Source organism: Allgaiera indica (assembly GCF_900106675.1).
GTDB classification, from domain to species: domain Bacteria; phylum Pseudomonadota; class Alphaproteobacteria; order Rhodobacterales; family Rhodobacteraceae; genus Acidimangrovimonas; species Acidimangrovimonas indica.
The window spans coordinates 94,587-121,102 of sequence record NZ_FNOB01000006.1 but is presented as its reverse complement, the minus strand read 5'-3'; the positions used below and the strand labels follow the sequence as shown (position 1 = coordinate 121,102).

26 protein-coding genes and 1 other RNA gene are annotated in these 26,516 nt (G+C 67.4%); 13 read left to right on the top strand and 14 right to left on the bottom strand.

Annotated features, from left to right (window positions below; genetic code table 11):
- Positions 1-34: 34 nt before the first annotated feature.
- The 5 genes from BLV97_RS07085 to BLV97_RS07065 all read right to left on the bottom strand — a co-directional run bounded on the left by BLV97_RS07085 (position 35) and on the right by BLV97_RS07065 (position 4,710).
- Positions 35-823, bottom strand: a complete 789-nt coding sequence (locus BLV97_RS07085; RefSeq protein WP_035843844.1) for an ABC transporter permease — start codon at positions 821-823, stop codon at positions 35-37.
- On the bottom strand, positions 820-1,572 hold the full coding sequence (locus tag BLV97_RS07080; RefSeq protein ID WP_051646129.1) for an ABC transporter permease: 753 nt from the start codon (positions 1,570-1,572) through the stop codon (positions 820-822). The genes BLV97_RS07085 and BLV97_RS07080 overlap by 4 nt, the downstream gene beginning before the upstream one ends.
- Positions 1,573-1,582: 10 nt before the next feature.
- Entirely contained in the window at positions 1,583-2,359 is a 777-nt protein-coding gene (locus tag BLV97_RS07075) for a transporter substrate-binding domain-containing protein (RefSeq protein WP_035843845.1), read from the bottom strand.
- Between the two features lie 160 nt (positions 2,360-2,519).
- Positions 2,520-3,866 (bottom strand): IS5 family transposase, encoded by a 1,347-nt coding sequence (locus BLV97_RS07070; protein WP_092164001.1) that lies wholly within the window; start codon positions 3,864-3,866, stop codon positions 2,520-2,522.
- A gap of 79 nt (positions 3,867-3,945) precedes the next feature.
- Positions 3,946-4,710: an ATP-binding cassette domain-containing protein gene (locus tag BLV97_RS07065; protein WP_051646130.1), complete on the bottom strand. Its 765-nt coding sequence runs from the start codon at positions 4,708-4,710 to the stop codon at positions 3,946-3,948.
- A 129-nt stretch (positions 4,711-4,839) separates the two neighbouring features.
- On the opposite strand from BLV97_RS07065, the gene BLV97_RS07060 reads away from it, so the two are divergent.
- Positions 4,840-6,414: a 5-guanidino-2-oxopentanoate decarboxylase gene (locus BLV97_RS07060; protein ID WP_035843847.1), complete on the top strand. Its 1,575-nt coding sequence runs from the start codon at positions 4,840-4,842 to the stop codon at positions 6,412-6,414.
- A gap of 11 nt (positions 6,415-6,425) precedes the next feature.
- Here BLV97_RS07060 and BLV97_RS07055 read toward each other — a convergent pair whose 3' ends face one another.
- The 3 genes from BLV97_RS07055 to BLV97_RS07045 form a co-directional block, all read right to left on the bottom strand.
- A complete protein-coding gene (locus tag BLV97_RS07055) occupies positions 6,426-7,118 on the bottom strand; it encodes a CDP-alcohol phosphatidyltransferase family protein (RefSeq protein ID WP_035843848.1) in 693 nt (230 codons plus the stop codon).
- 132 nt (positions 7,119-7,250) lie between these two features.
- A complete protein-coding gene (locus BLV97_RS07050; RefSeq protein WP_035843850.1) occupies positions 7,251-8,174 on the bottom strand; it encodes a tyrosine recombinase XerC in 924 nt (307 codons plus the stop codon).
- Positions 8,171-8,878: a DUF484 family protein gene (locus tag BLV97_RS07045; protein ID WP_035843853.1), complete on the bottom strand. Its 708-nt coding sequence runs from the start codon at positions 8,876-8,878 to the stop codon at positions 8,171-8,173. The genes BLV97_RS07050 and BLV97_RS07045 overlap by 4 nt, the downstream gene beginning before the upstream one ends.
- 213 nt (positions 8,879-9,091) lie before the next feature.
- Here BLV97_RS07045 and BLV97_RS07040 point away from each other — a divergent pair, with 213 nt between their 5' ends.
- On the top strand, positions 9,092-10,501 hold the full coding sequence (locus BLV97_RS07040; RefSeq protein ID WP_035843855.1) for an FAD-binding oxidoreductase: 1,410 nt from the start codon (positions 9,092-9,094) through the stop codon (positions 10,499-10,501).
- A 158-nt stretch (positions 10,502-10,659) separates the two neighbouring features.
- On the opposite strand, the gene BLV97_RS07035 is transcribed toward BLV97_RS07040, so the two are convergent.
- The gene (locus BLV97_RS07035; RefSeq protein WP_035843857.1) at positions 10,660-11,355 is read right to left on the bottom strand and encodes a metal-dependent hydrolase; all 696 of its coding nucleotides are present in this window, start codon (positions 11,353-11,355) and stop codon (positions 10,660-10,662) included.
- Between the two features lie 174 nt (positions 11,356-11,529).
- Here BLV97_RS07035 and gatC point away from each other — a divergent pair, with 174 nt between their 5' ends.
- From gatC to BLV97_RS07005, 6 genes are all read left to right on the top strand, one after another.
- Complete coding sequence (gene gatC / locus BLV97_RS07030; protein WP_035843860.1) at positions 11,530-11,817, top strand: Asp-tRNA(Asn)/Glu-tRNA(Gln) amidotransferase subunit GatC; 288 nt, start codon at positions 11,530-11,532, stop codon at positions 11,815-11,817.
- On the top strand, positions 11,814-13,304 hold the full coding sequence (gene gatA / locus BLV97_RS07025) for an Asp-tRNA(Asn)/Glu-tRNA(Gln) amidotransferase subunit GatA (protein ID WP_035843862.1): 1,491 nt from the start codon (positions 11,814-11,816) through the stop codon (positions 13,302-13,304). The genes gatC and gatA overlap by 4 nt, the downstream gene beginning before the upstream one ends.
- Positions 13,295-13,957 carry an N-acetylmuramoyl-L-alanine amidase gene (locus BLV97_RS07020; protein ID WP_244520981.1) on the top strand — a complete coding sequence of 221 codons (663 nt, stop codon included), beginning with the start codon at positions 13,295-13,297 and terminating at the stop codon, positions 13,955-13,957. The genes gatA and BLV97_RS07020 overlap by 10 nt, the downstream gene beginning before the upstream one ends.
- Positions 13,958-14,009: 52 nt before the next feature.
- Positions 14,010-14,400, top strand: an RNA gene (gene rnpB / locus BLV97_RS07015) — RNase P RNA component class A.
- Positions 14,401-14,545: 145 nt separating this feature from the next.
- Positions 14,546-14,713 carry a 50S ribosomal protein L33 gene (gene rpmG, locus BLV97_RS07010; RefSeq protein WP_092163990.1) on the top strand — a complete coding sequence of 56 codons (168 nt, stop codon included), beginning with the start codon at positions 14,546-14,548 and terminating at the stop codon, positions 14,711-14,713.
- Between the two features lie 193 nt (positions 14,714-14,906).
- On the top strand, positions 14,907-16,028 hold the full coding sequence (locus tag BLV97_RS07005) for a CaiB/BaiF CoA transferase family protein (RefSeq protein WP_035843874.1): 1,122 nt from the start codon (positions 14,907-14,909) through the stop codon (positions 16,026-16,028).
- A gap of 160 nt (positions 16,029-16,188) precedes the next feature.
- Here BLV97_RS07005 and BLV97_RS07000 read toward each other — a convergent pair whose 3' ends face one another.
- Positions 16,189-16,494, bottom strand: coding sequence for an NIPSNAP family protein (locus BLV97_RS07000; RefSeq protein ID WP_210184770.1), 306 nt, complete (start codon positions 16,492-16,494; stop codon positions 16,189-16,191).
- A gap of 255 nt (positions 16,495-16,749) precedes the next feature.
- On the opposite strand from BLV97_RS07000, the gene BLV97_RS06995 reads away from it, so the two are divergent.
- Entirely contained in the window at positions 16,750-17,442 is a 693-nt protein-coding gene (locus tag BLV97_RS06995) for a TetR/AcrR family transcriptional regulator (protein WP_051646133.1), read from the top strand.
- A 71-nt stretch (positions 17,443-17,513) separates the two neighbouring features.
- On the opposite strand, the gene BLV97_RS06990 is transcribed toward BLV97_RS06995, so the two are convergent.
- Together BLV97_RS06990 and BLV97_RS06985 are read right to left on the bottom strand one after the other, a co-directional pair.
- Positions 17,514-18,731, bottom strand: a complete 1,218-nt coding sequence (locus tag BLV97_RS06990) for an MFS transporter (protein ID WP_035843877.1) — start codon at positions 18,729-18,731, stop codon at positions 17,514-17,516.
- A gap of 144 nt (positions 18,732-18,875) precedes the next feature.
- Complete coding sequence (locus tag BLV97_RS06985) at positions 18,876-19,904, bottom strand: fatty acid desaturase (protein WP_035843879.1); 1,029 nt, start codon at positions 19,902-19,904, stop codon at positions 18,876-18,878.
- A gap of 467 nt (positions 19,905-20,371) precedes the next feature.
- Between BLV97_RS06985 and BLV97_RS06980 the strand changes: the two genes are divergently transcribed.
- Complete coding sequence (locus BLV97_RS06980) at positions 20,372-20,578, top strand: cold-shock protein (RefSeq protein ID WP_035843881.1); 207 nt, start codon at positions 20,372-20,374, stop codon at positions 20,576-20,578.
- 321 nt (positions 20,579-20,899) lie between these two features.
- Here the strand turns inward: BLV97_RS06980 and BLV97_RS06970 are convergent, their stop codons facing one another.
- Positions 20,900-22,555, bottom strand: coding sequence for a Na/Pi cotransporter family protein (locus BLV97_RS06970; protein WP_035843884.1), 1,656 nt, complete (start codon positions 22,553-22,555; stop codon positions 20,900-20,902).
- Between the two features lie 214 nt (positions 22,556-22,769).
- Here BLV97_RS06970 and BLV97_RS06965 point away from each other — a divergent pair, with 214 nt between their 5' ends.
- The gene (locus tag BLV97_RS06965) at positions 22,770-23,561 is read left to right on the top strand and encodes a DeoR/GlpR family DNA-binding transcription regulator (protein ID WP_035843886.1); all 792 of its coding nucleotides are present in this window, start codon (positions 22,770-22,772) and stop codon (positions 23,559-23,561) included.
- 26 nt (positions 23,562-23,587) lie between these two features.
- Here the strand turns inward: BLV97_RS06965 and BLV97_RS06960 are convergent, their stop codons facing one another.
- Complete coding sequence (locus tag BLV97_RS06960) at positions 23,588-24,526, bottom strand: LysR substrate-binding domain-containing protein (protein WP_035843889.1); 939 nt, start codon at positions 24,524-24,526, stop codon at positions 23,588-23,590.
- 92 nt (positions 24,527-24,618) lie between these two features.
- On the opposite strand from BLV97_RS06960, the gene BLV97_RS06955 reads away from it, so the two are divergent.
- Entirely contained in the window at positions 24,619-25,623 is a 1,005-nt protein-coding gene (locus tag BLV97_RS06955) for a class 1 fructose-bisphosphatase (protein ID WP_035843891.1), read from the top strand.
- A gap of 15 nt (positions 25,624-25,638) precedes the next feature.
- Positions 25,639-26,511 (top strand): phosphoribulokinase, encoded by an 873-nt coding sequence (locus tag BLV97_RS06950; protein WP_035843893.1) that lies wholly within the window; start codon positions 25,639-25,641, stop codon positions 26,509-26,511.
- Positions 26,512-26,516: the final 5 nt, after the last annotated feature.

Sequence of the window (26,516 nt, the reverse complement as noted above, 5' to 3'; positions counted from 1 at the left end):
GCGCGGGCCGGAGCGGCCGGCCCGGCCCGCGGCTTCAGCCGAGTTTCGCGGGCACCTGGCGCTCGATGAAGCGGAAGGCCAGCACGATCAATCCGGTATAGAACATGTATAGCACCGCGAGCAGCAACAGCGGCTCGTAGATGATGAAGGTATCCTGTCGGATCTGCAGGCTGACCTGATAGAGGTCGAGCACCGTGATCGTGGCGATCAGCGGCGTCGATTTCAGTTGCAGCACGGTCTCGCCGCCCAGGGTGGGCAGCACCCGGCGGATCGCCTGCGGCAGCCAGATCCGGCGCAGGATGGTGAGGCGCGGCATGCCATAGGCGCGCGCGGCCTCCAACTGGCCCTTGGGCACGCCCAGCAGCGCGCCGCGCATGACTTCGCCCTCATAGCCCGCGAAGCTCATGGTCAGGGCCAGCAGCCCGTAGGGCCAGGCTTCGCGCAGATAGGCCCAGGCCCAGGATTCGCGGATCCACGGGAACTGCGGAAACAGAGAGCCGAGCCCGTAGTACAGGAACCACAGCTGCAACAGCAGCGGTGTGCCGCGGATCATCGAGCAAAAGCCCTTGGCCGGCAGCGCCACATACCAGGGCCCCGCGGCCTGGGCGAGGCCCAGCCAGATCGCCAGGAAAAGGCCCATGGCCCAGCTGAGCACCAGCATGTAGGTCGTGGTCCAAAGCCCTTCCAGCAGCAGCCCGTTCGCGACATAGGTGGGCAGCCAGCTCCAATCCAGGGTCAGGATCGCCCAGGCCACGATGGCGATGCCCACGGCCAGCAGGAACAGCCGGCGCGGCAGCAGCATCGGCTTGATCAGCGCCCTCATATCCCGCCTCCGCGAATATTGGGCTGGCCGCGCCGCGCCCGGCGTTCGGCCAGTGCGAAAAGCCGGCCCGACAGCGCCGAGATGATCAGATAGAGGATCCCCGCGGCGGTGAAGAACAGCATGAAGGCCTTGGTGGTGCCACCGGCCTGCAATGCGGTTTCGGTCAACTCGTTGAAGCCGATCACCGCCAGCAGGGCGGTGTCCTTGGTCAGGTTCAGCCACAGGTTGGCCATGCCGGGCAGCGCATAGGCCAGCATCTGCGGCAGCGTCACCCGGCGCGCGATCTGCAGCGGCGTCATGCCATAGGCGCGGGCGGCCTCGACCTGGCCATGCGGCACGGCAAGGATGGCGCCGCGCAGCACCTCGGTCATATAGGCGCCCAGCACGAAGCCCAGCACCAGCGTACCCACCAGGATCGGCGGCAGGTCGATGCGCGGCCGGCCCATGCTTAGCAGGAAACGGTTCACGATATCGGGGACCAGATAGTACAGAAGCAAGATCTCGATCAGTTCGGGGATCGCCCGGATCGCGGTGGTGTAGATCGCCAGCAGATCCTTGATGATCGGCCCGCCATACAGCTTGCCGAACGCCCCGAGCACACCGATGGCGGTGCCCAGGATGTAGGATCCGATGGCGATTTCCAGCGTATGCGACAGGCCCGTCAGCAAAGCCCCCCCCCAACCGGGGGGGGACATCGCCAGAAGGCCCAGCGCGTGACCCGGCTCGAACAGCCCGAACAGCCAGTTCATCCCTCAGGCCTTACTTGCCGCCGTAGATGTCGAAGGTGAAGTACTTCTTGGTGATCTTCTGATACTCGCCGTTGGCGCGCACGTCGGCGATCCCCTTGTTGAACTTCTCGCGCAGCGCGGTGTCGGATTTGCGGAAGCCCGCGCCGATGCCCGAACCCAGCGTCTCGCTGTCATAGGGCAGCGCGCCGACCAGTTCGCAGCAGGCCTTGCCCTGCTTGGTCTTCAGGAAACCGTCCAGCGCCATCTCGTCGGCGATGGTCGCGTCGATGCGGCCGGCGGCGAGGTCCTGGTTGGCCTGGTCCTGGGTCTGGTAGGTCTTCAGCGTCGCGGTCTTCGAGAAGAACTTCTTCGCATAGGCCTGGTTGGTCGAGCCGACCTCGACGCCGATGGTCAGGCCCTTCATGCTGGCCGGCGTGGCCTTGAACTTGGCGCCCTTGGGGGCGGCGACGGCGGCCGGGGTCTCATAGTACTTGTTCGAGAAGGCGATGACCTTCTCACGCTTCTTGGTGATCGACATCGACGACATGATCACGTCGATCTGGCCCGAGGTCAGCGCCGGGATGATGCCGTCCCAGGCGACGGTGGTGATCTTGCAATCCAGTTTCTGATCCTTGCAGATCGCGTGCATCAGGTCGATTTCCCAGCCCTGCCAATGGCCCGAGGCGTCCATCGTCGAGAACGGCGGGTAGGGTTCGGACGCGACGCCGACCTTGATGACCTTGGCCTGGGCCGTGCCCACGAGGCCAAGCGCGGCGACACCCGCGATGATGAGGGTCTTGAGTTTCATGATCTTCACTCTCCGTTGGTCGTTCGGTTTTTCGCTGTTGTTGCGGCGGGCCTTACCAGCCCACCGTTCTGAGGAACTGCTGCAGCCGTTCCGATCGGGGATCGCCGAACAGCTGGTCGGGCGGTCCCTGTTCCTCGATAGTCGACTATGAACAAAGGTTTCAGGCGCCGAGTTCAGCGTAGGGCCGCTGGTTTCCGTCGCCGAGCGCAGCCAGAACGGCGGTCAAAATCGCGGTGATTATGGCTCGGAGGTGGGCGAGGATCTTGCGGATGTTGTGGCCGCAGCCGCAGAGCACGGCGAAGATCGCGTCGCCGATGGTGCCCTTCAGCGGACAGCGGGCGAGACGCCCGTCAGATTTCATGTGGCCGATCTCGGGCTCAATGGCGCTGCGGCGCTTGAGCAGTTTCGCCAGCGCGGGCGTGATGCCCTTTCGGGTTCCGCTGATCAGCACCTTCGTCGTCTCCACCCCGTGCCCGCGGTAACCGCGGTCAACGACAGCCAAGGAGATCTTCCGGTCTGTGAGGGTCTCGACCTGCTCGAGCGACTCACCGAGGGTGTGGCCGTCGTACGGGTTGCCCGGGTAACTGCGCGTGCCGACCACGAAGCCCCCTGTCAGGGTCGTGGCGATGCTGACCTTGGTGCCGAACTCATAGCGCACCCGCGCCTTGCCCTTTGAGATGCAGTCCACCTCCGGCTCATGCAGGGCGTAGATCTTGCCTTGGCTCTTCGGCCCCTGGTGCAGGAGTCGGCTAACCAGCCAGAGAGCTTCGAGAACGCGATCGCGCAAGGCGCCATCCGGGATCTCGTCGAGGTGGCGGCGCAGGTCGCGCATGACACGACCCGTGTAACCCTTGAGCTTTCGCAGCGCCTTGCGCATGCGCCGGAACTGCCGGGCATGGGCGTAGCGGCCCACCTGCATGGCCAGCCGGGGCGCGAGCCGATTGTAGCTCTGCCGCAGCTCGATCCCGGCCTCCGCGGCCAGGGCAACCAGCTGGCGCCGGGCCTTCTCGTAGAGCCGGGAGTCCGTCGGATGCGCGATGGTCTTCTCCATGACGGTGGTGTCGACCGCGACCCGCGACAGGCTCCCCTCATCGACCGCGCCTGATTTGCGCCCGGCCTCGATCGTCTTGGTCAGCAGCCACTCCACCCCGTCCTCGCCGATCCGCTTGCGCCACCGCACAAGCGACGAGGGATCGATCGGCGGGCGGTGCTGAAAGAATGTCTCACCGGTGAAGTGTTGGAAGTATGGGTTCTCCACCCAGCGTGCGACCACGGCCTCGTCGGAGAGCCGATAGGCGTGCTGCAGATACATCAGACCCGCCACCAGCCGCGGCGACGTCGCCGGGCGGCCCTTGGACGAAGGGAAGAACCCGGCCCATTCGCTCTCAAAGAACTCCCAGTCGATCAGCTCCGCAAGCTTCGCCAGTTCGTGGCGCATGTCGATCATGTCGACCAGGCGGGGGCGCAGGAGATCGTCTTGTTCCTCGGGGCGCGGACGGTGTTTCATCGCGGCTTCCAAATCTGCAAGGTTTCCAAAGAAATCATATGAAACCTTGCAGGCATAAGCGACCAAAAGGTCGCCATAATCACACAAAATCAATGCCGTAGGATTTGTTCAGACCGGACTCGATACGCCCGTTGTAGAGGTAGATCACATGATCCGACACCTCGCGGGCGAATTTCATCTCATGCGTCACCAGCAACATCGTGCGGCCTTCCTTGGCGAGGTCGCGGATGACGTTCAACACCTCGCCCACCAATTCGGGGTCGAGCGCGCTGGTGGGTTCGTCGAACAGCATCGCGCGCGGCTCGATCGCCAGGGCGCGTGCGATGGCGGCGCGCTGCTGCTGGCCGCCCGACATGAAGGCGGGGTAGACATCGGCCTTGTCGGAAAGCCCGACCCGCGCCAGCAGTGTCCGGGCGCGCTCGATCGCCTCCTCCTTGGGCACCTTCAGCACATGGACGGGCACCTCGATCAGGTTTTCCATCACCGTCTTGTGCGACCACAGGTTGAAGGACTGGAACACCATCCCCAGCCGCTGCCGGATATGTTCGATCTGACGGCGCGAGGCGGGGCTTCCGTCGGGGCGCATCGCGACCTCCTCGCCGCCGATCACGATGCGGCCCGAGGTCGGGGTTTCGAGGAAATTGATACAGCGCAGCATCGTCGACTTGCCCGAGCCCGAGCCGCCGATGATCGCCACCACATCGCCTTCATGCGCGGTCAGCGAAACGCCCTTCAGCACTTCCAATTCGCCGAAGGTCTTGTGCAGGTTCTCGACGCGGATCGCCTCGGACCGGTCATTGCCGTTTCTCTCTTGCGGGGCGCTTTGGGCCGTGGCAGCCGTCATGCAGCGTCTTCTCCGTGATTGGGTGCGGGCGAATAAATCATCGTGCCAGTTTGGAGCGCAAGCGCATAATTGGGCAGCTATCCGTTTGAATAACGGCCGCGAAGGCATGAAATCGCAGGAGGTTCGTTGATGGCGGCAATGGGTCAGGCCCTGGTCGAGGGGCTGAAGGCACGGGGGGTGACGGCGGTCTTCGGCATCCCCGGCGTGCACACGGTCGAGCTTTATCGCGCGTTGCCCGGGTCGGGTCTGCGCCATGTGACCGTGCGTCACGAACAGGCGGCGGGCTTTGCCGCGGACGGCTTCGCGCGGGTCGCGGGGCGGCCGGGGGTGGCCTTCGTGATCACCGGGCCGGGGGCCACGAACGCGCTGACGCCGATGGCGCAGGCGCGTGCCGATTCGGTGCCGATCCTGGTGATCTCGGGGGTGAACCCGCGCGCCGCGCAGGGCAGGGGGCTGGGGCATCTGCACGAATTGCCCGATCAACTGGCGACCATGGCCTCGGTCGCGCTGCATGCCGAAGAGGTGGCGCTGGGCGCCGATCTGGCGCCGGCGCTCGATCGCTGCTTTGCCGCGATGGCGGGGCGCGGCGGGCCGGTGCATCTGCAGGTGCCGATCGATGTGCTGCCGGCAGAGGCCGGGCCGCAGCCCGGGCCCGCCCCGGCGCCCGAGGCGTCGCTGCCGGATCTGTCGCGGGCCCGCGCGCGCCTGGCCCGCGCGGCGCGGCCGGTGATCCTGGCCGGTGGTGGGGCGAAGCGGGCCGGACCCGCGCTGCGCGCGCTGGCCGAGGCGCTGGACGCCCCGGTGGTGATGACGGCGAATGCGCGCGGCTTGCTGCACGATCATCCGCTGGGGGTGCCGGCCAGCCCCTCGCTCGACGCGGTGCGCGGGTTGATCGCGGCGGCGGATCAGGTGCTGGCGGTGGGTACCGAACTGGGGCCGACCGATTATGACATGTATGGCCGAGGCGGATTGCCGGACCTGTCGGGGATGATCCGCATCGACGCCGATGCCGATCAACTGGCCCGCCACCCGGCGGCAGAAGCACTGCGCGGCGACGCGGGCGCCCTGCTGCAGGGGCTGGCGCGGGGGTTGGCGCAGGAACTGGCACCGCGCGACCGCGACGGCGCCGGCCGCGCCGCCGCCGCGCGCCGCGCGGCCTGGGACGAGATCGGGCCCGGCTATCGCGCCATGGTCGGGCTGCTTGATGCGCTGCGCGCCGCCCTGCCTGGGGCGATCGTGGTGGGCGACAGCACGCAACCGGTCTATGCCGGCAACCTGTACTACGATCACGACCGCCCCGGCGGCTGGTTCAACGCGGCCACCGGCTACGGCGCGCTGGGCTATGGCGCGCCCGCGGCGATCGGCGCGGCGCTGGCGGCGCCGGATGTCCCCGTCGTCTGCCTTGCCGGCGACGGCGGGCTGCAATTCAGCCTGGCCGAGTTGATGACCGCGCGCGATGAGGAACTGGGGATCATCTTCCTGATCTGGAACAATCGCGGCTATGGCGAGATCGCACAGGCGATGGCGGCGGCGGGGGCCGAGGTTCTGGGCTGCGATCCCACGCCCCCCGATTTCGCCGATCTCGCCCGGGCCTGCGGCCTGCCGCATCAGCGCATTGCCGCCGATCCGGCCGCTTTGACTGCGGCCCTGGCGCGCGCACGCGCCACGACGGGTCCGGCGATGATCGAGGTGACGGTCGGCTAAGGCGCCGACGGTCAGCCCCGGGCGGGGAAGATCTGCTGGGCGATGCCCGCGAAGACCAGGTAAAGGCTGGTGATCGTCAGCCCCGCGTGAGAGATCGGCCCGGCTTCGAAATTCGCCGCCGCGCACCAGCCGGCGAAGCCCGTCCAGGCCAGCGCCACCGGCAACGACAGCTGGCGCCAGCGTTCGGTGCGCACGGGATGAATGAATTTCAGCGGCGTGAACATCGCCCCCGCCAGTACCACCACCAGCCCCAGCGTGACCCATGAAGATGGTTGAAGCGCGAAGATCACGATGGCGAACATGTTCCAGCAACCGGGAAAGCCCGCAAAGGAATTATCCTTTGTTTTCATCCTGGTATCTGCAAAATAGATCACGCTGGCATAGGTGATGACGATGATCGCCAGCCATCCGGACCAGCCCGGCAGCAGCCCCGATTTGAACAGCGCGTAGGCCGGGATGAAGACATAGGTCAGATAATCGATGATCAGATCCAGCAGCACCCCGTCGATCTGCGGCGCGTTCTGCTTGACGCGATAGCGCCGCGCCAGCGGCCCATCGACCCCATCGACCACGAAGGCGAACACCAGCCACAGGAACATCAGCGCCCATTTGCCCTCGACCGCGGCCAGCATGGCCAGCATCGACAGCACCGCGCCGGTGCCGGTGAGCAGGTGGACGAGAAAGGCTTTTTGCTGCGCGTTCATGGTCCCGTCATGCAGAAGAATCGTACCACTTGCAACCGCGCCCCCGGCCGCCGGGGTCGGGACGGGCGGCACCCGGTTCCGCCCGTCCCCCGGGCCGCTTTCACGGGGGCTGTTCCGTCATGCCCCGCTTCGTCACGCGCGGGGATGGGCACGGGCATAGACTTCCATCAGCCGGGCGGTATCGACCGCCGTGTAAGCCTGGGTGGTGGACAGCGAAGCGTGGCCCAGCAATTCCTGGATTGCGCGCAGATCGCCCCCGGCGGAAAGCAGATGGGTGGCGAAGGAATGGCGCAGCGCATGCGGCGTGGCGCTGGCGGGCAGGCCCAGGGCCAGGCGCGCCTGTTCCATCACCTTGGCGACCTGGCGGCGGCCAAGCGGCCCGCCGCGCGCGCCCAGGAACAGCGGCCCTTGTGGCGCCGGCGGGGCGGGGCAGAGCGCGACATAGCGCGCCACCGCCGCGCGCGCCGCGGGCAGCACCGGCACCAGGCGCTCCTTGCCCCCCTTGCCGGTGACGCGCAGAGTGTCGGGCAGTGGATGGGCCGCGCCGGTCAGCGCCAGCGCCTCGGAAATCCGCAGGCCGCAGCCGTACAGCAGCGTCACCACCGCCGCATCCCGCGCGCCCTGCCAATCGTCGTGGGCCTGGGCTTCGACCTGGCCGATCACCGCCCGCGCCGCGTCCTCGGCCAGCGGGCGGGGCAGCTTGCGCTGGAAGGCCGGCGCCCGGGCCGACAGCACGGCGGTGGCGTCGAAGCCTTCGCGATCGGACAGCCAGCGCAGAAAGCTTTTCACCGCAGACAATTCGCGCGCCAACGAGCGCGAGGCGATGCCGCGCCCGCGCTCATGCGCCATCCAGGCGCGCAGGTCGGATGGGGTCAGGCCGCGCAGCGAAGCCAGGCCGCCGCTGCCGCCCTGATGCCGGCCTAGAAAGCCCAGGAAGCCCACCACATCCGTGCGGTACGCCTCGGCCGTGTTCTCTGCCGCCCCGTCGAGCGCGCGCAGATGCGCTAGCCATCCCTCCAGCGCGTCGCGCAGCGCCGGCGAGATCGCCAGGCTCACGACAGCCAGCGCCGCATCGAGCGCTCGAACACTCCCGCGAAGAAGGCCAGCAGATCGGTGCCCTGCGCGGGTTTGAAATGATGCGGGTCCTCGGCGCCCATCACCAGCATGCCGGGCAGGCGGCCGGAGCCCAGATCCAGCCGCATCAGCGCCTCGGAACGCACCCAGGCCGCGGCCTCGCCATAGATCGCATCGGAATCGGGCAGCGTCTGGCGCAGCGTCACGGGGCGCACCGGCACGTTGCGCCCGGCGGTCATGTAGGTGTCGACGAAACCGGGTTCGGCCACGCACAGCACATCGCCCAGCCGCCGCAGCGCCGGGTCGTCCTCGCTTTGCACCGATTCCAGCACCAGCCGCACGCAATCGACTCGCAGGGTATCGGCCACCTCGGACCCCAGGCCCTTCAGGAAATCCTCGAAACTCGCGGGATCCAGCATCTTGAGGATCGCGCGATGCACCTGATTGGTGCCGGCAAGGTTTTCATAGGCCGCCGCGATCACCGAACGGTGCGTGTCTTCCAGCCGGTCGAGCCGCGCCTCGAGCCGCTCCATCGCGATGCCGCGCAGATCGACGATGTTCGATCCCATCATGCGCTCGTTCGCGGCGATCAGTGCGCGCATCACGTCATGGTCTTCCAAGATCACGTCGGGATCGGCGAGGATCTTGTCGCGAATATCTTCCTCGATAGGTGCCGTTTCTGCCATGCCGGGTCTTGCCTGTCCTGATGCTGCCCCGCGCCGCTTGGCGCGACATTGCGTGATATTTTTTCCTGACAATAACGAACCCGGGAGGCGATGGCCAAGCATTTCGCCAGGAACCCGGGGGGCGGCGGCGGAACTGTGCCTTTGCGGCACGGGCTTGCGCCGCGCGGGGCGGCGTGGTTCACCGGGGAAGAGGTCAGGATAAGGATATCCACGATGACACTTCGCCCCGCGGATGACGCCTTCGCCGCGATGCTCGAGGCGCGGATACCCGGTGTGGTGCGCCCCCTCGGCCCGCAGTACCTGGAAGAGCCGCGCGGGCGCTATGTCGGATCGGGCGGCGTGGTGGCGGCGCCGCGCTCGACCCAGGAGGTGGCGCAGCTGGTGCGCGCCTGCGCCGAGGCGCGGGTGGCCATCGTGCCGCGCGGCGGCGGCACCGGGCTGGTGGGCGGGCAGGTGATGCCCGGCGGTGCGCCGCTGATCCTGTCGCTGGAGCGGATGCGCGCGATCCGCGCGCTGGACGTCGCGGAAAACGTGCTGATCGCCGAGGCCGGCGTGGTGCTGGAAGAGGTCCAGTCCGCTGCCGCGGCGGCGGATCGGCTGTTTCCGCTGTCGCTGGCGTCGCAGGGGTCGTGCCAGGTGGGCGGTATCCTCGCCACCAATGCCGGCGGGGTGAACGTGCTGCGCTATGGCACGGCTCGGGCGCTGTGCCTGGGGGTCGAGGCAGTGCTGGCCGACGGCTCGGTCCTGCATGGGCTGAAGCGGCTGCGCAAGGACAACACCGGCTACGATTTGCGCGATCTGATCGTGGGGGCCGAGGGCACGCTGGGCATCATCACGGCCGCCAGCCTCAAGCTGTCGCCGATTCCGGCCGAAACGGGGGCGGCGTTGATTTCGGTGCCGGATCCGTCGGCGGCGCTCAGCTTGCTGGCGCTGGCGCGCGACCGGCTGGGAGAAGGGGTCTCGGCGTTCGAACTGATCGCGGGGCAGGGCTTTGCTTTCCTGCGCGAGACCATGCCCGACCTGCGCCAGCCCTTTGCGGCGCCGCCGGCCTGGACGGTGCTGATCGAGCTTGGGCTGCCGCGCGGCCTGTCACCCGACCAGGCGCTGACGGATCTGTTCGCCGAGGCGGCCGAGGCCGGGCTGGCCGACGATGGCGTGATCGCGCAAAGCGCCGCGCAAAGGGCCGAATTCTGGACCCTGCGCGAAGCCATCCCCCAGGCCAACCGCCGGATCGGCGCGATCGCCTCGCACGATATCTCGTTGCCGCTGTCGGCGGTGGCGGATTTCATCGCCGAGGCGCCCGGGCTGCTGGCCCGGATCGCCGACGTGCGGATCAACTGCTTCGGCCATCTTGGCGACGGCAACCTGCACTACAACATCTTCCCGATGCCGGGTCGCGCCCGCGGCGATTACGATGCCCAGCGCCCCGAGATCACCCGTGCGGTCCATGACCTGGTGGTACGGTTCGACGGCTCGATCAGCGCCGAACATGGTATCGGCCGCCTCAAGGTGGAAGAGCTGGAGCGTTACGGCGACCCGGTCGCGCTTGCCGTGATGCGGTCGCTCAAGCAGACGCTCGACCCGCTGGGCATCCTCAATCCGGGTGCGGTGCTGCATAGCTGATCCGGCGGCGCGCTGCGCGCAAGCGATCCCTGGCGATGGGGGCTCTGCCCCCAAACCCCCGGAGTATTTCCGCCAAGATGAAACAACCCCCTGGCTCCTTCATCTTGGTCCCAATACTCCACGGGGGTTCCGGGGGTGTGAAACCCCCGGCGCCGGAGTCAGAGTTCGATCGCCTTCATCACCTCCGGCTCGATCACCTTGACGCCGGGCAGGCCGGCCTTCAGCGCGTCCGCGTTCTGCTCGAGTAGAGGGAAGGTCTTGTAATGGCAGGGGATCACGGTCTTGAAGTCGAAGAAGGTCTTCGCCGCGTAGGCTGCGCGCTTCATGTCCATGGTGAAATGGCCGCCGGCGCAGAGGATGCCGATGTCGGGCTTGTGCAGGTCGTGAAACACCTTCATGTCGGCCATCACGTCGGTATCGCCCGAGACATAGATCGTATGACCCTCGGCCGCGATCATGAAGCCCGACTCGTGCCCAGCATAAACTGGCTGGCCGTCGGGGCCGGAGACCGAAGAAGAATGGCTGGCGTTCACCATGGTCACCTTGACACCTTCCAGATCGACGGTGCCGCCCTTGTTGAAGCCCACGGTCTTGATGCCTTCCTTCTGTTCCCACCAGGCCAGCAGGTCGTAAATGCCGACCACCGGGATGCCCAGTTCCTTCGCGATCGCCACCGAATCCGCGGAATGGTCGCCGTGGCCATGGGTCAGCAGGATATGCGTGGCGCCGGCGATGGCGGCGGCGCGCTGATCTTCGGGGAAGACCGGATTGCCGGAGAACCAGGGATCGATCAGCAGCGTCTGGCCGCCGATTTCGAGACGGAAGCCGGAGTGGCCGAGCCAGATGAGTTTCATGGGTATCCCTCCTTTCAGGTTGCGCTATGCAGGATAGGGCGCGCGGCGCGGAAGGAAATGGCGGCGGCACGTCTTTTGGGCGATCGCGTGGTCGGCGCGCGCGGTGGGCGGCCCGGGCGCTTGCAGCCCGCCCCCCGCGGGGCTAAACGGGGGTCCAAAGCAGACGGAGTTCCCATGTCCATCGACATCGATACCGCGCGGCGGGTGGCCCATCTGGCCCGCATCAAGGTGGAAGAGGCCGATCTGCCCGCGCTGGCGGGCGAATTGTCCGGCATCCTGACCTTCATGGAGCAGCTCAACGAGGTCGATGTCGAGGGGGTCGAGCCGATGACCGGCGTCACGCCGATGCGGCTGAAGCGCCGTGCCGATGTGGTGAGCGATGGCGACATGCAGGACAAGATCCTGTCGAACGCGCCCGATGCGCGCGAGGGGTTCTTTGCCGTGCCGAAGGTGGTGGAATGAGCGACGCGTTGAACAGGCTGACGATCGCCGGGGCGCGCGACGCGCTGCGCAAGGGCGAGATAAGCGCGGTCGATCTGACCATGGCCTGCATGACGGCGATGGATGCGGCGGGGAATTTGAACGCCTTCGTCCACCCCACGCCGGAAATCGCGCTGGAACAGGCGCGCGCCGCCGACGCCCGCATCCAGGCGGGTGACGCGCCGGCGATGTGCGGCATCCCGCTGGGGATCAAGGATCTGTTCTGCACCAGGGGCGTGCCCAGCCAGGCCGCCAGCGCGATCCTGAAAGGCTTCCGCCCGGAATACGAATCGACCGTGACCGCGAAACTGTTCGAGGCCGGCGCGGTGATGCTGGGCAAGCTGAACATGGACGAATTCGCCATGGGCAGTTCGAACGAAACCTCGACCTATGGCAATGCCGTGAACCCCTGGCGGCGCGGCAACGATATGACGCCGCTGACGCCGGGCGGCTCGTCCGGCGGCTCGGCCGCGGCGGTGGCGGCGGATCTGTGTCTGGCCGCGACCGGCACCGATACCGGCGGCTCGATCCGCCAGCCCGCCGCCTTCACCGGCATCGTCGGGCTGAAGCCCACCTATGGGCGCTGCTCGCGCTGGGGGATCGTGGCCTTCGCCAGCTCGCTCGATCAGGCCGGGCCGATGACCAAGAGCGTGCGCGACGCCGCGATCATGCTGGGCGCGATGGCGGGCGAGGATGCGAAGGATTCGACCTCGGCCCCGATCGAGGTGCCGGATTTCGAGGCCATGCTGACCGGCGACATCCGCGGCAAGACCATCGGCATCCCGCGCGAATACCGCATGGACGGGATGCCCGACGAGATCGAGGCGCTCTGGGCCGAGGGCCGCAGGATGCTGGAAGATGCCGGCGCGAAGATCGTCGACATCAGCCTGCCGCATACCAAATACGCGCTGCCCGCCTATTATGTGATCGCGCCGGCCGAGGCGTCGTCGAACCTTGCCCGTTACGACGGTGTGCGTTTTGGCCACCGCGCCACGCTGGGGCAGGGCGACGGCATCACCGAGATGTATGAAAAGACCCGCGCCGAGGGCTTCGGGCCCGAGGTGCAGCGCCGGGTGATGATCGGCACCTATGTGCTGTCGGCCGGGTTCTACGACGCCTATTACAACCGCGCCCGCAAGGTCCGGGCGCTGATCAAACGCGACTTCGACGAGGCCTTCGCCCAGGGCGTGGACGCGATCCTGACGCCCGCCACGCCCTCGGCCGCCTTCGGCCTGGGCGAGATGGCCGATGCCGATCCGATTCAGATGTATCTCAACGATGTCTTCACGGTGACGGTGAACCTGGCCGGCCTGCCGGGGGTTTCGGTCCCCGTGGGGCTGGATCGCCAGGGGCTGCCGCTGGGGTTGCAGCTGATCGGCCGGCCATGGGAAGAGGGCGATCTGCTGAACACCGCGCAGGTGCTCGAAAGCGCGGCGGGCTTCGCGGCGAAGCCCGCGCGGTGGTGGTAGGCCGGGGCTTTCCCTCGCCCAACCACGGGCCGCGGCGCGACGGTCTGCGGCCCGAACTGGTGGTGCTGCATTTCACCAACATGGCCAGCGCTGCGGCCGCGCGGGCGCGGTTGTGCGACCTTGGGGCGCAGGTCTCGGCCCATTGGCTGATCGACGAAGATGGCCAGGCCGAACAGCTGGTCGACGAGACCCGGCGCGCCTGGCACGCGGGCGCGGGGGCCTGGCGGGGCAGGGGGGACGTGAATTCCCGCTCGATCGGGATCGAACTTGCCAATCCCGGCGACCGCCCCTTCGCCGAGGCCCAGTTGCGGGCGCTGGAGGCATTGCTGGCGGGCATCCTGGACCGCTGGGCGATCCCGCCCGAGGGGGTGATCGCGCATTCCGACATGGCGCCCGGGCGCAAGGTCGATCCGGGTCCGCGCTTCGACTGGCGGCGGCTGGCGCTGCAAGGGCTGGCGGTCTGGCCCGAAGGCGCCGCGCCCGCCGATCCCGCGGGCTTTGTAGCCGATGCCCGCCGGTTCGGCTATCCCGAGGTCGCGCCCGAGACCCTGCTGCACGCCTTCCGGCTGCGGTTTCGGCCCTGGGGCCGGGGCGCGGTGGACGCCGACGACGCCGGGCGCGCGGCCTGGCTTGCCCGCAGCTATCCGGGCTAGGCGGCGGTTCGGCGCTTGACCGCCCCGCCTCTGCCCCCTACATCGGCCTCGCGCGGATGGCTGGACGGCCGCGTGCCCCGCGGGGCACGAGGAAAGTCCGGACTCCATGAGACACTGGTGCCGGGTAACGCCCGGCCGGGGAAACCCGAGGGAAAGCGCCACAGAGAAGAGACCGCCTCTGCATGCGGGGGTAAGGGTGAAACGGTGGGGTAAGAGCCCACCGCGGGCCTGGCAACAGGACCGGCACGGCAAGCCCCACCAGGAGCAATGCCGAATAGGGGCCCCACGCGGCATGATCCCCTCGGGGATATCACCGCAGGGACGTCTCAGCCCGGGGCCCGGGTTGGCAGCTAGAGCCTGTCGGTAACGGCAGGCGCAGAGGAATGGCCGTCGAGGGGGTGCAAGCCCCTGAACAGAATCCGGCTTACAGGCCATCCGCGCATGTTTTTTCCCGTTGCCGGGCGGGCGCGGAATTGGCGGTTTTCACCGCCTTTGTGGTTGACACCGCATCCGGCATCGCTAAAAGGCGGGCTTCAAGGATTTCACGGGCCGCGCCATGGGCGCCCGCCCGGCGCAAGGAGAGCGAACATGGCGAAGCCGACGACGATCAAGATCCGTCTGAACTCGACGGCGGGCACCGGGCACTTCTATGTGACCAAGAAGAACGCCCGCACCATGACCGAGAAGATGACGGTCAAGAAATACGACCCGGTCGTGCGTCAGCACGTCGAGTACAAGGAAGGCAAGATCAAGTAGGATCTGCCGCCCGGACTCGGGCCGGACAAGGCAAGGGGCCGCGCGATTGCGCGGCCTTTTTCGTTCTGTCCTCTGCCTTTCTTCGCGCCGCCTCCAATACCCGGCGGCAGTGTTGTGCTGGCTTTCCCCGGCGTATCGGGGCTATGGGAAGGACAGCCTCGGCGCAGCGGGGCCTTTCGGGGGGAAGACGGACATGGCGGGGCCGCTGGTAGGGCTGAAGGTGATCGAGATGACCGGGCTGGGTCCCTGTCCGCTGGCGGGGCAGCTGCTGGCGGACATGGGCGCCGATGTGGTGGTGATCGACCGCGAATCCGGCCCCGCCGACCCGACCGATGTCAATCGTCGCGGCAAGCGGTCGGCTGTGCTGAACCTGAAGACCCCCGGCGGACTGGCCGCGGCGCGGGCGTTGATCGGACGCGCCGATGTGCTGATCGAGGGGTTCCGCCCCGGGGTGATGGAAAAGCTGGGCCTCGGCCCCGACGCGGTTCTGGCGCTGAACCCGCGGCTGATCTATGGGCGCATGACCGGCTGGGGCCAGGCGGGGCCGCTGTCGCACAGCGCGGGCCACGACATCAACTACCTCTCGATCACCGGCGCGCTGCATGCGATCGGCACGCCCCAGGCGCCCATTCCGCCGCTGAACCTGGCGGCCGATTACGGCGGTGGCACGATGTTCCTGCTGTTCGGGCTGCTTGCGGCGCTGTATGAGCGCCAGACATCGGGGCGCGGCCAGGTGATCGACGCGGCGATGTGCGAAGGCGTGCCGGCGATGATGGGGCTGATCCACCAGTGGTACGCCCAGGGCAGCTGGACCGACGCGCGCGGTGACAACCTGCTTGACGGCGGCGCGCCCTTCTACCGCTGCTATGCCACCCGCGACGGCCGCCACATGTCCGTCGGCGCGCTAGAGCCGCAGTTCTTCGCCCGTCTGGTCGCGCTTCTGGGGGCCCAGATCGACCCGGCCCTGCAATACGACCGCGCCGCCTGGCCCGAGATGGCGGCCCGCTTCGCCGCCGCCTTCGAGACCCGCACGCTGGACGAATGGACCAGGGTTTTCGAAGGCTCGGATGCCTGCGTGGCCCCGGTCCTGACGTTCGACGAAGCCGAGGCCCATCCCCATAACGCAGGGCGCGGCAGCTTTTGCCGGGTGGGCGGCGTGCTGCAGGCCAGCCCCGCCCCGCGGCTTGGCCGGACGCCCGCTGCCCCGCCCCGGCCGCCCGGCGCGCCGGGGGCCGACACCGAGGCCGTGCTGGCCGAGGCCGGGCTGGACGCCGCGCAGATCGCCGCCTGGCGGGCCCAGGGCGCGCTGGGCTGACCGGTCCCCGCGCCGCGCGCGCGAAGGGGCAATCCCGCCGACAGGCTTCTGTCTGCGCGGAGGGGCGGGGGGGACGGCCGGGCCGCCCCGAGGGCGATGCCCGATCCGTGGTCATCCGTCGCGCTTCGCGATTGCCCGCCCGGCTTTTCGTCCGCTCAGATCAACGGCGAGAAGGCGGCGGGCTGCAACAGGGTAGCTTCCTGATGCACCACAAGCGGCAGGACCTTGGGCAGAAAGGATGTCCAGTCGGAATCGGCGGCCAGCTTGGCGTGCTGGTCCTGCGGTGGCCATGATCCTTGAACGCCCACAGGAACGTGACCGTGTCCAACGCCCCGCTTTCGCTGATCCAGCATCCGGCAAGCATCGCGTGGCGGGTAATGATCTTCAGCCCCTCTTCCTCATACAATTGCAGGAAATCGGACGCCTTGCCTGGGTGGGTCCGGTAGGTCCGCTGTTCGTAGATCATGCAGGCTGCTCCTGTATTGGCGGAAGGGCGCAAGATGGGGGCACCCGGTGCGCTGGCCGGAGGCTATGCGCAAACAGGAAGCGCTTGCAATATCAATGTCGTCAATCGACGATAAGAGGATTACGCGGACGATTGCCACCTGCACGGCCGGCGCGCTAGCAATGGGGTACGACGTAGAAACGGGGCAGGAAGTGCCGGGCCCGGCCAGGGCAGGGCGCTTGAGACCGGACCGCGAAGCACAATCATGGAGCGTGCGTGAAGCCGAAGCCAGACAGGCAACCCGATCATCGGCCAGGGCGCGCCCCCAAGGCCCGAAGCGGCCGCGCGGGCGCGGTGCGGCTGCCGTTCAACGAACGGCGCGCGCAGATCCTCGAAGTCGCGGCAGAGTTCTTCGCCGAGCATGGATTGACGGCGCAGACCCGCCAGCTGGCGGATCGCTGCGGCATCTCGCAACGCCTGCTCTACCGCTTCTTTCCGACCAAGGAAGACCTGCTTCGCGAGGTCTATCGCAATGAAATCCTTGGCGCTTTCAATGCGACATGGTTCGTTTCCCTGCAAGATCGCTCGCGTCCGGTGGCCGAGCGGCTGGAACGTTTCTACGCTGATTACCTGGCCTCGACGCTTACCCGCAAATGGCTGCGGCTGTTCTTGCATGTCTCGCTGGATGAAACCAACCTGGCGCCGGACTACATTGCGGCGATCGTCACCCCGTTGCTTGAGGTGATCATGCGCGAAACCGCGGCGGAAAAAGGCCTGTCGTTGCCCGATTCCCCAGACGCGCTGCGGCAGATGGGCTGGACGCTGCATGGCGCCATATCGCATTACGCGATGCGCCTGCATCTATGCCAAGGCAGTGGCTGCCTGCCCGAATCCCGAATGATAGCCCTGAATGTTCGGCTGTTCCTGTCGGGATTCGAAGATATGCTGGCCGCCGCGCAACAGGATTAGAAGTCGTCAGTTGATGACCTGATTTTCCGGTTGGATAACAGCCCCGGGGCGAAGTGCCCGGGCCTTGGCCGTCATGCAAGGCGTCGGTGTAGCAGCGGCAGCGCCAGGATCGCCAGACAGGCGAAGACCGCGCCCGCAAGGAAGGTCGAGGCCGCGCCCAGATCCTGCCACAGCGCCCCGGCCAGCACGCTGGCCGCCAGCAGCGCAATCCCGGTGACCAGATTGAACATGCCGAAGGCGGTGCCGCGCAGCTCTGCCGGGACGGTCTCGGACACCAGCGCCGACAGAAGGCCCTGGGTCAGCCCCATGTGCAGCCCCCACAGCGCCACGCCGGCGCTCAGCCCCGCAAGCGTCGGCACCAGCGCCAGGAACAGATCGGCCACGATCAGCGCAACGAGGCCTGCCAGCAACAGGCCCAGCCGACCGATCCGATCCGACAACACCCCGGCAGGCCAGGCCGATGCCGCGTAGACCGCGTTCATGCCCACCAGCACCAGCGGCACCAGCATGACCGAAAGGCCGCTGTCCTCGGCCCGCAGGATCAGGAAGGCCTCGCTGAACCGCGACAGGGTGAACAATGTGCCCACCGCCACCACGGCCCAGTAGCCGCGGCCCAGCAGGCGCAGCTCGGCCCGCGACAGGGGGCTCTTGATGCGGCGCAGGCCGGGGCGGCGCGGCGGTTCCTTCACCGCGACCACGATCAGCACGACGGCCAGCAGCGCGGGCGGCACCGCACCCCAGAAGACCAGGCGGAAATTGTCGGACAGCGCCCACAGCAGCGCGATCGCCGCCAGCGGCCCCAGAAACGCCCCCACGGTATCGAGCGACTGACGTAGCCCGAAGGCGGCGCCGCGCCGGCCTTCGGGGGCAAGATCCGACACCAGCGCGTCGCGCGGCGCGCCGCGGATGCCCTTGCCGACGCGATCGACGAAGCGCGCGCCGATCAGCCAGCCGATCGAGGGGGCAAGCGGGAACACCGGCTTGGTCAGCGCCGCCAGCCCGTAGCCCAGCGCGGCCAGTTCCTTGCGCCGGCCGATCCGGTCCGACAGCGCGCCCGAGAACACCTTGGTGATCGCGGCGGTGGCTTCGGCAATGCCTTCGATGATGCCGACGGTCAGCGCGCTCGCCCCGAGGCCCAGGGTCAGGTAGATCGGCAAAATGGCGTGGATCATCTCTGACGACATGTCCATCAGCATCGAGACGACGCCGAGGACCCAGATGCCCGCAGGCAGCCCGCGTCGGGCGGCAGGGACCGGGGCCAGGACCGGGGTCGGGGGCGTTTGCGTCATGATCCCTCATCCATGGCGATCCATCCGGCGCCGCGCCGGCCCGGCCGTGATACACAGCGCGGGCCGCACGGGCAATGCGAGGGTGCCTGACCGGCCGCAAAAGAAGGGGCGCCAAAGAGGAGGGTCCGCCAAAGAGGCGTCGGATCAGGCGGCGCGGGCCTCGGCAAAGGACAGAAGCTTGCGGCTGCGTTCGTCCCACAGGTGCAGCCGCGCGCAGTGGAGGCTTTCGCGCAGGGTCAGGCGCTGGGCGCGATCCAGCGCCGGGTGGTCGCGCAGCACTTCGGTCAGCCGGTAGAAGGGGATGCGGCTGTACAGGTGGTGGACGTGGTGAATGCCGATATTGCCCGAGAACCACTTCAGCACCGGCGGCAGCACATAGTGGGAACTGCCATGCAGGGCGGCGTCATGGATCTGCCAATCGGCCTCGCGGTTCCAGTGGGCGTCCTCGAACTGGTGCTGGACATAGAACAGCCAGACACCTGCCGAGGCGCCGACCAGGGCCATCGGCAGGATCAGGAACAGCACATGCAGCCCCTGCGACAGATAGATGCCCGCGCCCACCAGCGCGGCGATCGCAAGATTGGTCGCCATCGCGCTGACCCAGTATCTGCGCCCCGATCCCATCAGCCCGACGGGCAGGCGGTTCTGCACGAAGAACAGCCAGGCCGGCGCCAGGCCGAACAGGAAGAACGGGTTGCGATAGATCCGATAGGCCAGCCGCTTGCGCCAGGGCGCCGCACGGTATTCGGCCAGGGTCTGGACCGGCAGGTCGCCGATCCCGCGCCGGTCGAGATTGCCGGTCGAGGCATGGTGGATCGCATGGGTCTGGCGCCACACGTCATAGGGCGTCAGCGTCAGTACCCCAAGCAGGCGGCCGGTCCAGTCGTTCACCGTCCGGTTGCGGAAAAAGGCGTTGTGGCCGCAATCGTGCTGGATGATGAACAGCCGCACCAGAAAGGCCCCATTGAGCGCCGAGATCGCCCCGGCAAGCAGGTAGCTTACCGACAGCGCCCACCAGGCAAGGCCGATCAGCGCGGCAAAGGGGATCAGCGTCAGAGCCAGCTCCGCGATGCTGCGCGGATGCGATGGCTCTCGGTATTTCGCCAGCACGCGGACCCAGTACTTTCCGCTGTGCTCGCAGGTCAGGTCGGCCACATCGGGCGCTTTCGTCATGTATGTGATCCTTTCGCGCCCGGCTCGGGGCGCTTTGCGGCCAGGGCCGCGATCCTTGGTTGTGCCGGACCGTCGGGTCTTGGCGCGTCGTGCCCGGGTCGGGATGCCACGGCTGCAGGCAGCATGTTTCCTGCGGAAATCAGGTTGCCTGCGGTAACACGTCTCCACTCGCCGGCCGCGCGGAATGCGTGGCCTGCGGAAACCTGGCGAAGACCGTGGCAGGTCATGCCTGCGGGCGCAAGCGCGACATAACGCGCGGCTTGCCCGCGCCGCTTTTTCCCGCGCCGGGCCGCTTGCGCTATTCCATTGAGGTTTCACGAATAAGTCTTGACTTCCCGCGCGCCAGGGCCGATGTCGGAAGGGCAATCTGATTTTCCATGTCCTGTTCCCTCGCGGCCAGCCATCGTCAATGAGCTGCCAGGCCGCCGCATTCCGCGGGCGGCGAGAATCACGAGAGGAACATCACGATGGCCAGTGGCACCGTGAAATGGTTCAATTCCGCTAAGGGCTTCGGCTTCATTGCCCCGGCCCATGGCAACAAGGACATCTTCCTTCATATCTCGGCCGTCGAACGCGCCGGTCTGCGCGAGATCAAGGACGGTCAGGCTGTCCATTTCGATATCGAGACCGGGCGCGATGGTCGTGAATCGGCCGCAAATCTGGTCCTCGCCTAGGATCCGGATGGCGCGGGGGCATGCCTGTTCCCGCGCCCCTGGTCCGACGCACCGCAGGAGCCGAAGGAAGCCACCTTGTCGAAGGACCGCAAGACCAAAGACCCTTTCGTGCCCCATCTGGCCAGGCCTCTTGCGCCACATGATCGCACCAGCGCGGCATCGCGCCTGATCACCGAAAGCGAAGCCGAGCTTCGCGCCGAGAAAACCGCCAGGCTGCGCGCGATCCGGCTTGGAAAAGAACGCCCGGATACGCCCCCGGCAGACGATACCCCCAAGAAGACAAAGACCTGACACTGGCGTCCTCGGCGTCCAGAGGTGCCCTCAGGCCCGTTCGGCGGCCTTGGTCAACCGGGTCGACAGCAAGTCGCCGGCCTGTTCGACCAGCGGATAGGCGACCTGGCAGAAGGCGGTGTTGACGGACTTGAGCGCGCGCAGCATCTCCTGATGCAGGTTGCTGGTCTCGATGCTTGCCGAATTGCCGCTGCGCAGACGCGCCAGGTGCTGTTCCTGCAGGCGTTGTTCGGCGGCGCGGGCGCGGTCCTTTTCCTCGACCAATTGCCGCGCACCTTCCAGATCGTTGGAAATCATCACGTTCAGCGCCAGTTGCCCGTTCGACAGCACCCGGTCGTGAAAATCCGTCAGCTCGTTCCAGCCGGCGTCGGAAAACGCCAGGCCCGAGTCGTTCATCTTGCGCGCCAGGTCCAGAAGGTTGGTCGATATCTGATCCCCCGCCTCCTCGAAATTGTTGGCAAAACTCGCGATCTCCATCGCGCGGCGCGATTGCTCTGGGGTCAGCGGGGCCTCCTGCAGGCGGGCGACGTAAAGCTTGGTCTCGAAATGCATCCGGTCGACCTCATCTTCGCTTGCCAGGATGCGCTGCACGGCGGCCTCGTCCCAGCGCCGGAACAGGCCCAGCACCGGCAGCAGCATCGATTGCACTTCTTCGCCCATGCGCAGCACCTCTCGCTGGGCGTTGCCGATCGCCTGGCGCGGATCGGCCAGCGCGCCCTCGTCCAGCGCGGTGAAGCGCGGCGCGTCGGCGCCGGCGGCGGGATCGGGGAACAATGCCACCGTCGCGCGCACCACGGCGGGCAGCAGCGGCAGCGACATAACCAGCACCGCCAGGTTGAAGACCAGATGCAGGTTGATCGCCTGGCGCCCGTGATCGGCGCCCAGCCAGCCCAGGCCCTCGGGCCAGAGCCGCAGGACCAGAAGCGCAACCACCGCGCCACCGCCGCGCAGCATCAGGTTCGCAGCCATGATCCGCCGTGTCGGCACATCGGATTTCAGGGTCAGCAGGAAGGGGATCAGCGCGCCGCCCAGGTTCGCGCCCAGAACCAGCGCCCCGGCCCCCGGTCCCGGCAGCATGCCTTGCGCCGCGAAGGTCACCAGCATCAGCACCGCCGCGACGCTGGAATGCATCACATAGGTGATCGCCGCGCCCAGGATGAAGCTGCTGATCAGATCCGAGGCCAGATAGCGCAGCACCGTGCCCACCAGCGCGTTGTGGCGCAGCGGTTCGGCGGCCTCGCGGATCAGCGTCAGCGCCAGCAGGATCAGCGCCAGCCCCACCAGGATGCGCCCGGCCTGCCGCGGCCGCCGATCCGCGGATTTCAGGAACAGTGTCACCCCGATGACCAGCAGCAGCGGCATCAGCCCCTGCAGCGGCGCCAGCAGGATCTGCGCCACCACCGCGGATCCGACATCGGCCCCCAGGATCAGCGCCACCCCGGCACTGCCTGAAAGCGACCCGGTCCCCGCGAAGGCCGCCGTCAGAACCGCGACGGCGGTCGAACTTTGCAACACGATCGCCGCCGCCGCCCCGGCGCCCGCCGCCGAGACCCACGATGCCGTCGCCCGCCGCAACAGGCTGCGCAGCGGCGCCAGGAACGCGCGCTCGACCCCGGTGCGGATCAGCCGCACTGCCCAGATCAGCAGCGCCACCGCACCCGCGAGATTGATCAAGAATAGGGCCAAGTTGTCCTCCGCCGCCGCCGCCGTTGCCGCGCCGCATCCTGATAGGGCCGCGCCCGGCCCTGGCGCGCACCGTGGTGCCCAGGACCGCGGCCTTTGTGGAAACGTCGCACGAAAGCACCATCATTTTCTTCGATTGGCAACCTTTTTTGTTGCTAATTAGTGGGATGAGCCACAAATTTGCCAGGAAGCCGGAGGCCCGCCGAAAGGAACGCCCGTGCAAAAGACCAAGGGCAACGCCACGCGCCTGCGCAAATCCGAGCGCCGCGAACAGATCGTGTCCGAGCTGCGCCTGCATCCCCATGTCCGCGTCGGCGACCTGGCAGAACGCTTCGGCGTCTCGACCGAGACGGTGCGGCGTGATTTCGAGGCGCTGGAGCGCAAGGGGTTGGTGACGCGCGCCCTGGGCGGTGCCTCGGCGCCCAGCCCCGGCACGGCGCCTTCGCTGGACGAACGTGGCCGCGCCCGCAGCCGGGAACGTGAGCGCATCGGCGCCCGGGCTGCGGCCCTGGTGCAGCCGGGAGAGACCTTGATGATCGATTCCGGCGCGACCACGCTGCAGGTGGCGCGCTTTCTGTCCTTCGCGGGCACGCGCTGCACGGCGATCACCAATTCGCTGCATGTGGCGATGACGCTGGGACACAACGGCGCCGCGAAGGTGATCCTTTGCCCAGGCACCTATCTGCCGACCGAGGCCGCGGTGGTGGGCGCGGAAACGGTGGATTTCCTGCGCCGCTACCGGGTGCGGCGCTGTTTCGTGGGCGCGTCGGCGCTGCTGCCCCAGGGTCCGATGGAGACCGTCGAGGGCTATGCCGCGGTCAAGCGCGCGATGCTGGATCAGTCCGAGGGCCGGCATCTGGTGATCGACAGCGACAAGTTCGGCCGCAGCGGCTTTGCGCATCTGGGGACGCTGGACCTGTTCGATTCGATCATCACCGACAGCGCCCCGCCCGAGGATCTGGCCCAAGCCCTGGCAAGCGCGGGCGTCGAGATCAGCATGGCCGACTAGGGGGGCGGGCGGCCCCGGCCGGCCTGTCAGAAGACGCCGGGCAATTTCGGCAGCATTGCGTCCGACCGCGCGACCAGCCAGTCATACACCCGCGCCGCGGCCGGGCGCAGCGGCTCGTCCGACCCGTGCAGCAAGAACCATTGCCGCACCAGCGGCATCCCCTTCACATCCAGGATCGCCAGGCGGCCGTCCACCACCTCCTGCGCCACGGTATGGGCCGAGATCAGCGCGATCCCCAGCCCGCTCATCACCGCCTGCTTGATGGTCTCGTTCGAATCCATCACGATCGTTTCCAGACGCTGCCCGGCCGGCATCTCGGTCAGGAAGCGGATCGCCAGCGCCCGGGTGCCCGAGCCTTCCTCGCGCAGCAGGAACCGGTGCCGGGTCAGCTCTTCGAGCAGCGGGCCCGGGGCATCGGTGAGCGGATGGCCGGGGGCGGCGATGATGACATGGGGATGGTCGCCCAGCGTCACCGCCTCGACCAGCGGCGCGCGCGGCGGGCGGCCCATGATGCACAGATCGAACTCGCCCCGCGCCAGCGCGGCGATGGTGGCCTGGCGGTTGGCGATCTTCAGGGTGATCTGCAATTCCGGCATGTCCGTCTGCAACCGCGCGACGATCTGCGGGGCGAAATATTTCGCCGTGCTGACCGCGCCCAGAACCACCGTGCCCGTCGTGCCCGCGCGGATGTCGTCGATCTCGGCCAGGGCGCGTTCCAGGATCGCGCGGATGCGGGCATGGGCCTCCAACAGCACGGTGCCCTCGGGGGTGGGAGAGTTCTTGCGCCGCCCCTGATGCGACAGCAAATCCACGCCCAGGGCGTCTTGCAGGGTGCGCAGCTGACTGTGCACCGCAGGCCCGGTCAGGCCCAGATTCTTCGCCGCCGTCACGATGTTGTCCGAGGCTGCGACCTCGGCCAGGGCGCGCAGTTGCTTGAGGGTGATCCGATCGACCTTGTGTGACAATTTTTCTTACACGCAAGTTCCAAAAACGAAATTGTTTTATCATTCTGGATCGCCAAGATCAACGGCAACCAAGGGGAAGGGAGGCCCCGCCGATGATGCCGAAACTGGCGCAGACTCAACCTCGGATACCGACGGATCTGGCCCCCGCGATCGGGGCGCTGTGCAAGGTCGCGGCCGATCTGTCGCATCTGATTTCGCGCGGTGCGCTGGGCGGGGCACTGGGCGCGAATGTCGGCGAGAACACCGACGGCGACACGCAAAAGGCGCTGGACGTGATGGCGGACGAGGCCTTCTTTGCCGCGCTGCGCGGCACCGGGGTGCGCTGGTATGCATCCGAGGAACGCGACGCGGTGGCGGGGCTGGATCCGGACGGGGCGCTGGCGCTGGCGATCGACCCGCTGGACGGATCCTCGAACATCGACGTGAACGTCTCGATCGGCACGATCTTCGCGATCCAGCCGGCGCAGGACGACGCCGAGGCCACCTTTCTGCGCGACGGCCACGCGCTGCGCGCCGCCGGCTATTTCATCTACGGACCCCAGACCGCCCTGGTGATCAGCTTCGGCGCCGGCGTCCGCCGCTTCGTGCTGGACCGCGAAAGCGGCGGGTTCGAGGAAACGCCCGATATTCCCTCGATCCCCGACACTGCCAGCGAATTCGCCATCAACGCCTCGAACTACCGCCACTGGTCGAAGCCGATCCGCGCCTATATCGACGATTGTCTGGCCGGGGCGGACGGCCCGCGCGGCAAGAACTTCAACATGCGCTGGGTTGCGTCGCTGGTGGCCGAAACCCACCGCATCATGTCGCGTGGCGGGATCTTCCTGTACCCCGCCGACCAGCGCGCGGGCTATGCCCAGGGCCGGCTGCGTCTGGTCTATGAATGCCTGCCCATCGCCTTCCTGATCGAACAGGCCGGCGGCAAGGCCACCACCGGCACGCGCCGCATCCTCGATTGCGTCCCCGATCATCTGCACGCCCGCACGCCCTTCGTCTTCGGTACCGCCGACAAGGTCGATCGCGTGACCTCTTACCACGATCTGCCGGAGCAGGAGGTCTCGGCGCTGTTCGGTAACCGCGGCCTGTTCCGCGCCTGAGACGAAAGAAGGCCAATGTCGAAAAAGCATCCCATCATCTCGGTCACCGGCTCGTCCGGGGCGGGTACGACCACGGTGAAGTCGACCTTCGACCAGATCTTCCGCCGCGAAGGCATCCGGCCGGTCTCGATCGAGGGCGATGCCTTCCACCGCTACAACCGCGCCGACATGAAGACGCAGCTGGAAACCCGCCTGGCCGCCGGTGACGCCACCTTCAGCCATTTCAGCTATGAGGCGAACGAGCTGGAGAAGCTGCAGGAGGTGTTCCGCAGCTATGGCGAAACCGGCACCGGCGAGACCCGCCACTACATCCACGACGAGGCCGAATCGGCCCGCCACAAGACGCCGCCCGGCCATTTCACCGACTGGAAGCCCTTCGAGGAAGGGTCCGACCTGCTGTTCTACGAAGGCCTGCATGGCGCCGTGGTCAACGAGGATGTCGATCTGGCCGCGCTGGCGGATCTGAAGATCGGGGTGGTGCCGGTGATCAACCTGGAATGGATCCAGAAGATCCACCGCGACAAGGCCAGCCGCGGCTATTCGACCGAGGCGGTGACCGATGTCATCCTGCGCCGGATGCATGCCTATGTGCATTGCATCTGCCCGCAGTTTTCCCAGACCGACATCAATTTCCAGCGCGTGCCGGTGGTCGATACCTCGAACCCGTTCATCGCGCGCTGGATCCCCACCGCCGACGAAAGCCTGGTGGTGATCCGCTTCAAGAATCCGCGCGGCATAGATTTTCCCTATCTCAACTCGATGATCCACGACAGCTGGATGACCCGCGCCAATTCGCTGGTGATCCCCGGCGGCAAGATGGACCTCGCCATGCAGCTGATCTTCACGCCGATGATCCTGCGGCTGGTCAGCGAATCGAAACGCGCCTGAGGAGG